This window comes from Lutimonas sp., from assembly GCF_051011215.1.
Classification (GTDB): Bacteria; Bacteroidota; Bacteroidia; order Flavobacteriales; family Flavobacteriaceae; genus Lutimonas.
The window spans coordinates 22,144-31,040 of the sequence record NZ_JBPCUJ010000029.1; the positions used below are offsets into that span (position 1 = coordinate 22,144).

The window sequence follows — 8,897 nt, forward strand, 5'->3', positions numbered from 1 at the left end:
TATGATTAATTTTTAAACACGAAACATTCCAATGAATATTTCATTATTTTTTATCAAGCAAGGTTTATACGTCAAAAACTCACTTTGTCAAAAAAACAAAGTGAGTCGATAATTAGTATAAAATCAAGCTTTTAATTTTATAAGATTCGTTTTTATTTTTGAATAGTTTTCCCACATTCTAAACCGTATAAGCAAATATATAAAAATTTGTTACATATCACTTTTAGCACATTCTTTTTTCTTAAGCAAATGTTAACAAGGTTTTAAACATTATTCCTGGGGAGTTGGTACCAGTTCGAAACCACTCTCATTATTGATATTAAACTCTGTTCTTCTGTTCAATTGATGCTCTGCTTCTGAGCATTTCTGACCATTGGAACAGTTGTTTACCAACTGAGTTTCTCCATAACCTTGGTACGTTATTCTTGAGGCGTCAATACCTTTAGAAACTATATAATCAACCGTAGCTTTCGCTCGTTTTTCTGATAGTCTCATATTGTATTTATCTTTACCACGTGAGTCTGTATGCGATCCTGCTTCGATTAATAACTCAGGGTATTCATTCATCACCTGAACTACTTTATCCAGCTCTTTCGCTGCATCCTTACGGATATTGAATTTATTGAAGTCAAAGTATATCGTATTGATATTGACTTTGTTAGAAACAAACTGTGCCGGTAAATTTAAATTGACAATCAGTGCTTCCTGATCTATATCGTTGGCTGTTCGCACAGCTTTCTCTGCATTTAAAAATCCTTTATTGGTTGCGAAAACGACATAAGGCATGTCACATAATGTTTCTGCAAAAGTATAGGTTCCATCGGCACCGGCAGTTACCGTTTCCATCACCTCACCACTTTCATTTCGCAACTCAATGGTTGCTCCTGCTACAGGCTCTCCAGTATCCTCTGATTTCACATTAACCATGATGGCCTGCCCACAGTGAATATGTAATCCCGGATCAGCCAAAAATGAGTAAATATCATCATCTCCTTTTCCTTCATCTCTGTTTGAAGAAAAGAATCCTCTGTCTTTTTCATCGTCAATGATAAATGCAAAATCATCTTCAACACTATTTACAGGCGCTTCCAAGCTCAAAGGAACAGATACAGTATTATCAAATATTTTACTGGCAAAAATGTCTAATTTCCCATACCCAGAATGTCCGTCTGATGAGAAATATAGGATATTATCTTTTCCGATATAAGGAAACATTTCTCTTCCTTCCGTGTTAATTCTTGGACCAAGGTTTCTTGGTTGTCCAAAGGAACCATCTTCATTAATATCTACTACATAAATATCTGCTTGTCCGTATCCTCCGGGCATATCAGACACAAAATAAAGCTTAGTATCATCATGGTTCAAGGCTGGATGCCCAATAGAATACTCCACATGATTGAATGGTAGCTTTTCTTTTTCTGTCCATTTTCCGTCAATATCCAGAGAGGCCCTGAACATTTGAAGATTATTTACCCCTGACGAATCTGTCAGGTATTGCTTTTCATAAAAATTATTGGCAGTGTAATAAATGGTCTTAAGGTCCTTTGAGACTGCAACACCTGCTTCGTGATATTTTGTGTTCACATCTCCAGGCATTCTTTTCTTATCGATCAATTGTCTGTCATCAGTAATCAGACCCGTATAAAGATCTAAAAATTGTTGTCCGTTCTCCTTCCATGTCTTTTTAATAATCATGGTGTTGGTAGTCGGTGCGGCAAAAATAACTCTGTCTTTTCCTAAAAAGGCAGTTCCGAAATCAGACTCCTTGGTGTTGATATCCAGATTCTTTATGGTATACACACCAGGCGTAGTTTGCCCGCTAACATATAACATGCTGAACATTAAACACAGTAAAGTAATTTTTTTAATCATATCGGGGAATTTTGGGTAAATTTAATTAAATATTTAACATCTAGAAAAATCTAGGTGATTTTAAGTTCTTTTTAGTGAAATCTATATCATATAGCAGCATGATCTCATGAGACCCGCCTGTATTTGAATTTGAAAATTCTGAGATTGTATAATCATAAGCATATCCCACTCTAAAAGAACGGGTGACTCCAAAATTAAATAATATACTTACGGCGTCCTGCCATCTGTAACTGGCTCCTAATTCAAATCTGTCATACATTAAAAAGTTCGCATTAATATCAAATGATATAGGCGCTCCTGCCACACCCTTTAACATAAAGGAAGGCTTTAACTTCAGGGTACTCGATAAATCAAATACATATCCGGAAGTCAAAAAGTAATGAACTTCCTCGGAAGCTTTGGTGTTAATATTATCTTTATCTAAATGCTCTGATTTCAAAATGTTTGGTACAGAAAACCCTGCATAAAACTTTCCTGTATAATAGTAAACACCGGCACCTATATTTGGAAAAGCATCATTAATATTCTCATCAAACAACGGATCATCTCCGGTAGATGTTTGAGGCAGCACCACATCGAGAAGATTTACATTTAATAAAGTAACACCCCCTTTTAAACCAAAAGCCAGTCTTCCTTCAGAAGATGTAGAAACAGTATAAGAGAAATCTGCATAAATATTCTGCTCCTTGGCCGGGCCTATTTCATCCGCTATAACAGATAGCCCCATTCCAACCTTCTTACCCACCGGTGCATGCGCATCAAAAGTCATGGTTTGAGGTGCACCATTAACATTGGTCCACTGGCTACGTCCTAAAAGTCCTAAACTAAGTGTTCCTCTCGACCCTGCATAAGCCGGATTCACCACATTCATATTATACATATATTGTGTATACTGTGGATCCTGCTGTCCGAACATCTCGGTCAGACTGAGCAACAGGGCAAATACGATATATATTTTTACATTCTTCATTGGGGAATTCTATTTTTTTTTGACAGGTAGCTTCACAGCTACCTGTCCTGTTTGTATCTTTTATTATTTATTTAAGTAAACCCATCCTGATTCAGGTTTTCTATCATCTCGATTAAACTTAATCAGATAGAAATAGGTTCCTGCCGGCAATACGTCATCACCTAAATTCAACTGACCAGACGATCTTCCATCCCACCACTCTGGGCTCAAGGCTCCTCCGCGCTTGTATTCGTAGACCAAGTTTCCTTGACGGTTGAATACCTGCATTTCAAAGTCCATATAAGTAGACAGCGCCGGGATTACCAAAGTGTCATTCTTACCATCACCATTTGGTGAAAAACCGTTTGGCACGATATTACATGGTGTACCATCCAGGTAGTTTGGTGTCAAATCTTCATCACAATCATCATTCGTCGGATCACCATCTTCATTGTCATCTTCATCAATGGTATCTATGCCATCATTGTCATCATCCTGATCTCTATAATCGACATCATCTTCACTATCTGTATTAGGTAACTCCAAAAGTGGGTCAATTATTTCATCGTTAGGAATAAATCCGTCATTTATTTCTGATCCTTCGAAGGCATCATCCAATCCATCCTGGTCCTGATCACTGCTGGAAGCCTCAATATCGGCGACTCCATCGTGATTAAAATCATGTCCTTCAATACTATCAGGAACGTTGTCGTTATCGGAATCTTCATCAATGTAGTCAGCGTCGCCATCATTGTCTGTATCTACAATTGAGATACCATTCCCACTTCCTGGAGAGCTTTCATAAGCATCATCTAATCCATTTCCGTCCGCATCTGCAAAACTTGGTAAGATATACGCTTCAGTAGTTTGTCCCTCAATATTATCAGGAATACCATCAGCATCAGCGTCCAGATCAAGATAATCAGCAAAACCATCTCTGTCTTCATCATTATCTCCTTCAATTCTTGTAAGGATTCCATCATTATCATCATCCACATCCAGGTAGTTTCTTACGATATCACCATCTGTGTCATCAGTTGTTGGGTCATTATCGCCATCAAGATCTTCATCGATGGTAGCAATGCCATCATTATCGTCATCCATATCTCTATAATCTGGAAGAGCATCGTTATCGGCATTTGGTAATGTAGACGGATCGTCAATTTCATCATTGGCATCAAAACCATCATTAATATCACTTCCTTCGTAACCATCATCCAATCCGTCTTCATCGGCATCACTTCCTAAAGGATACGCATCTGGAAGACTGTCATGATCTGCATCATGTCCTTCTAAACTATCAGGCACATTATCATTATCGGAATCTGAATCAAGGTAATCAGCTATAGCGTCTCCGTCATTATCAAAGGCTACTAAGCCCTCACCAGACCCTGCCGTAGTTTCATACGCGTCATCTAAACCGTTTCTGTCAGTATCAATTCCTGAAGGAGCAAGGTAAGAAGCCGTTTCCTGTGCCTCCACATTATCCGGAAGACCATCATTATCTGAATCAAGATCAAGACTATCTGCATAGCTATCTCCATCTGAATCATTATTTCCTTCTGCAGTATCAAGGATACCATCATTATCATCGTCAATATCATAGATATCTCCAACCATATCTCCATCCGTGTCAACAAGAACCTCAATAGTCACTGTTGCAGTTGATCTATCACCATTCACAGAGCCGATCAACCCCTGACCATCCTCAATAGTATATGTGAATGAATCAAATCCTACAAAGTCAGTATTTGGTGTATACATAATATAGTCATCCGTTGGATTGTCCGGACTTCCATTATCATTTACAGTAGCCACTCCATTGGACGGCGTGGTAGCAATAACAACCGGTACAGTTCCTGGACCGTCACCACCAAAATCATCCGCTCCGTTTCCGTTGTCGATAAGCACCATAATGCCATTCTCAATCGTATTCTCTACTACAATTACATCATCATCAACAGCAGTCGGCAAGAAATTAATCACCATATCATCTATAATACTCTCATCATCATCAGCCTCACCATCAGCATAATCATCAGTATCGAAGCTTACACTTGGCTCACTATCAAAATCGATCACATCAGAAGCAATGATTTCTGCCTGATTGATATAGGTCCCAGTAGTCAACACTTCAGCACTATACTCAAGTACTACTGTTGCCCCACTGCTAATCGTTAATCCGCTCCATCCAATTGTTGAACCATTTAGTGATGATCCTGCACTAATTGGACTAATATTTCCAAATCCGTCAGGCACAATTTCTTCAACTGCAACACCTGTTGCCGTGCTAGGCCCATCATTAGTGATTGAAAGTGTAAAGGTCACTGTATCACCTGTTGTTGGATTCATATCATTCACAGTCTTCACTAAACTCACATCAGCCACCGGAATTGGAGTTGTTGTGATCTCGAACTGATCATCTTCACCTGCAATACCATTGTTCGGAGTTGAATCAGGATCCACATTATCAGCTGCAAAAACTTCAGCGATATTTGTATAATTTCCAGTTGGATTCACAGAAGCTGTTATATTGATTGTACTCATGGCACCAGCTGCTATATCTCCGGCAGTCCAGATCCCTGTTGCATCTGAATAATTTCCCGAATCATCACTCACATAAGCATATCCGCTTGGCAATAAGTCAATTACCTCTATTCCTGTTGCAGGACTAGGACCTATATTAGACACTTCAATGGTAAATACAACTTCTCCTCCTACATAGGGTGTCATCGTATCAACAGTCATATTAATTTCCATATCTGATACCGGTATTGGGTTGGTAATCACATTATCCATATCATCCTCAGTCACATCACCGTTATTCGGCGTGGAATCAGGATCCAGATTATCAGCACTTGTCACTTCAGCAGTATTACTGTAATCACCGGACACATTCACTGTTGCAGTAATATTGATCGTACCGGATGCTCCAGCCGCGATTGTTCCCACATTCCAAATTCCTGTTAATGCATCATACGCATTTGAACTATCATCACTCACATAGGTATATCCATCGGTTAATATATCCGTAACGATAATACCTGTCGCTTCACTTGGTCCTTGGTTGTCTACAACAATCGTAAACACTACATTACTGGCAACAAATGGAGTAGCATTGTCAACGGTTTTAGTCAAAGAAATATCTGACACAGCAATTGGTGTCGTTGTTATTTCATCCATGTCATCCTCTGTCAAATCACCATTATTAGGCGTAGAATCAGGGTCCAGATTAACTGATGCTGTAACTTCAGCAATATTGTTATAATCTCCTGTGGCATTTACAGTCGCTGTTATATTAAGTACACTGTTCCCAGCTGCATTGATTGACCCTACAGTCCATAATCCAGAAGCTGAAACATAATTACCCGCAACATCGTCACTCACATAGGTATAACCTGATGGTAATACATCCGTAATTTCAATTCCGGTGGCAACGCTTGGTCCATTATTAGTTATTGTAACAGTAAATACTACATTGTCTCCAACTAAAGGACTTGCATTGTCTACATCTAAAGTCAATTCTATGTCTGAAACAGGATTCGGTACAATAACAGCATTGTCCATATCATCTTCAGTTATATCACCATTTCCAGGTGTTGAATCATTATCAATATTATCGGCAGCCGTGATTTCGGCTATATTATTATAGTCTCCGGTCACATTCACGGTAGCTACAATAGTTAAGGTCGCACTTGAAGCATTATTCACATTTCCTACTGTCCAAACTCCCGTTCCGGAAACATAAGCTCCAGCTGCATCATCGCTTACATATGCATAACCAGTTGGCAACATATCAACTACTTGAATTCCTGTCGCATCACTAGGACCATTATTAGCCACAGTAATCGTAAAGGTTACATCAGCTCCTACATTTGGTGAAGCATTGTCTACAACTTTCGTCAAACTAAGGTCAGAAGACGCCTGCGGTGTTGTGTCTGCATCATCCTGATCATCTTCAGAAATATCCCCATTGTTTACAAATGAATCTGAATCTAAATTGTCAGAAGCTGTAATTTCTGCAACATTCGTATAGTCACCCGCAGCATTAACTGTCGCGGTAATATTTAAACTTGTGTTTGCTCCATTCAAAATAGAACCAGCATTCCAAATTCCAGTTACAGAATTATAATCTCCAGCTGCATCATCGCCTACATATGTATATCCAGAAGGTAACAGATCCGTCACTTGTACTCCTGTTACATCACTTTTACCATCATTAGCCACAACTATTGTGAAAACAATATCTGTTCCAACAACTGGATTTGCATTGTCAATCGTTTTGGTCAAACTAAGATCTGATACGATCAATTCTGTTACTGCCTCATCCACTTCCGGTGTTAAAATTTCAACCGAAGTAACTGAAATAGCATTCACTAAATCAATACCATTTTGGAAATCAACCAGACTCGTCGTATAAACCACAGTATACGTCCACGTTTCTCCTATGTCAATTACTCCCGGAGTTCCTGCGTCTCCAATTGGCCCAACCAATGTTCCTAAAGTACCATCTGGTTGTGTGTTTACAATATTAAGACCGTTAACATCAAGTGTTCCTGAATTTTCTATAACCACGGTATAGCCTAAATCCTGTCCAATGGCATTCGCACTAGATGGTCCACTGTCTTGTGTAATGCTAACAACTATCTCAGCTACACAATTAGGTGCTGTTAATGTTAAAGTAGTTCCATATGCAATAGAACATGTAGAGATTGCATCTCTCACAACTACCTCATAATTTCCATCAACCAAGCCTGAGAAAGTGTTTGACGACTGGAAACTAGTTCCGTTGTCTATACTATATTCTAAATTTGATCCTGTTGCTGTGATCACGATACTTCCATTATCCAAGGCAGGACAGGAAATTAAAGTTGGGTCGTTTGCAACAACGTTATCAATAGTTGGTAATGCATTCTCTGTTAGAATAACTGCCGTTCTGCTTGGACTAACACATACACTTGTTTCGCTTCTTGTTTCTGCATAATAGGTTCCTGCTGTTGATGGTGTATAATCTGTATTATCAGATAATACTAAGTTTCCTCCAATGGCAGCATCGTACCAATCAACTGTTTCACCTGCATTCACCGAAACAACCAATGTAGGAATAACATCACCCTCACATATTACCTGATCTCCTGCACTAACAGGTGCATCTAAGTAATCGATAATCACATTTTGCGCCTGCGTACTTGAATTACCCTGTGCATCTTCATAGGTCCAGGTAACTACTGTTGTTCCCTGAGCTGTGATTGGTAATACAGCATCATTTGTAATTGTTACCAATCCACCACAGTTATCTGTAGCTGTTGGTGCTGTTAAAGCTGTTACCTCACACTGTGCAATTACATCAGCCAAAGTAGCAGTATCTGCTAATGGCGCAGTTGTATCTGTAATAACTACATTCTGAGCCTGAGTACTTGCATTACCCTGTGCATCTTCATAGGTCCAAGTAACTACTGTTGTTCCTTGTGTATTGATAGGTAAAGCAGCATCACTAGTAACTGTTACCGCACCACCACAGTTATCTGTAGCAGTAGGCGCAGTTAAAGCTGTTACCTCACACTGTGCAATAACATCAGCTAAAGTAGCTGTATCTGCAACTGGTGCTGTTGTATCATTAATAACTATATTCTGCGTCTGAGTGCTTGTATTACCCTGTGCATCTGTATAGGTCCAAGTAACCAATGTGCTTCCAGAAATTGGCAAAACAGCATCATTAGTAACTGTTACTAATCCACCACAGTTATCTGTAGCCGTTGGCGCAGTTAAAACTGTTACCTCACATTGTGCAATCACATCAGCCAATGTTGCATTGTCTGCAACTGGCGCCGTTGTATCTGTAACGATTACTGTCTGCGTCTGCGTAGTTATATTTGTATTAGATCCTGTATACGTCCAGGTAATTGTATATGTTCCTATTGCTGTATAAGTCGTTGGGTCGGAAGTTGTACCATTAATGATAACTCCTGCACAACCATCTGTTGCTGTTGGAACAGTTGCCACTGTTACACTACACTCTCCTGTTACATCAGGTAAGTTCGTAACCACCGGTGCTGGTACTCCCGTATCCTGTACA

General features: G+C 39.3%; 3 protein-coding genes. All 3 read right to left on the minus strand.

Going from position 1 to position 8,897, the window contains the following annotated elements; translation table 11 throughout:
* Positions 1-270: 270 nt before the first annotated feature.
* The 3 genes from ACR2MV_RS03350 to ACR2MV_RS03360 all read right to left on the minus strand — a co-directional run bounded on the left by ACR2MV_RS03350 (position 271) and on the right by ACR2MV_RS03360 (position 8,869).
* Positions 271-1,872, minus strand: a complete 1,602-nt coding sequence (locus ACR2MV_RS03350) for an OmpA family protein (RefSeq protein ID WP_434020484.1) — start codon at positions 1,870-1,872, stop codon at positions 271-273.
* A gap of 40 nt (positions 1,873-1,912) precedes the next feature.
* Positions 1,913-2,842 carry a PorP/SprF family type IX secretion system membrane protein gene (locus ACR2MV_RS03355; RefSeq protein WP_434020485.1) on the minus strand — a complete coding sequence of 310 codons (930 nt, stop codon included), beginning with the start codon at positions 2,840-2,842 and terminating at the stop codon, positions 1,913-1,915.
* Positions 2,843-2,905: 63 nt separating this feature from the next.
* Positions 2,906-8,869 (minus strand): gliding motility-associated C-terminal domain-containing protein, encoded by a 5,964-nt coding sequence (locus ACR2MV_RS03360; RefSeq protein WP_434020486.1) that lies wholly within the window; start codon positions 8,867-8,869, stop codon positions 2,906-2,908.
* Between the last annotated feature and the right edge of the window lie 28 nt (positions 8,870-8,897).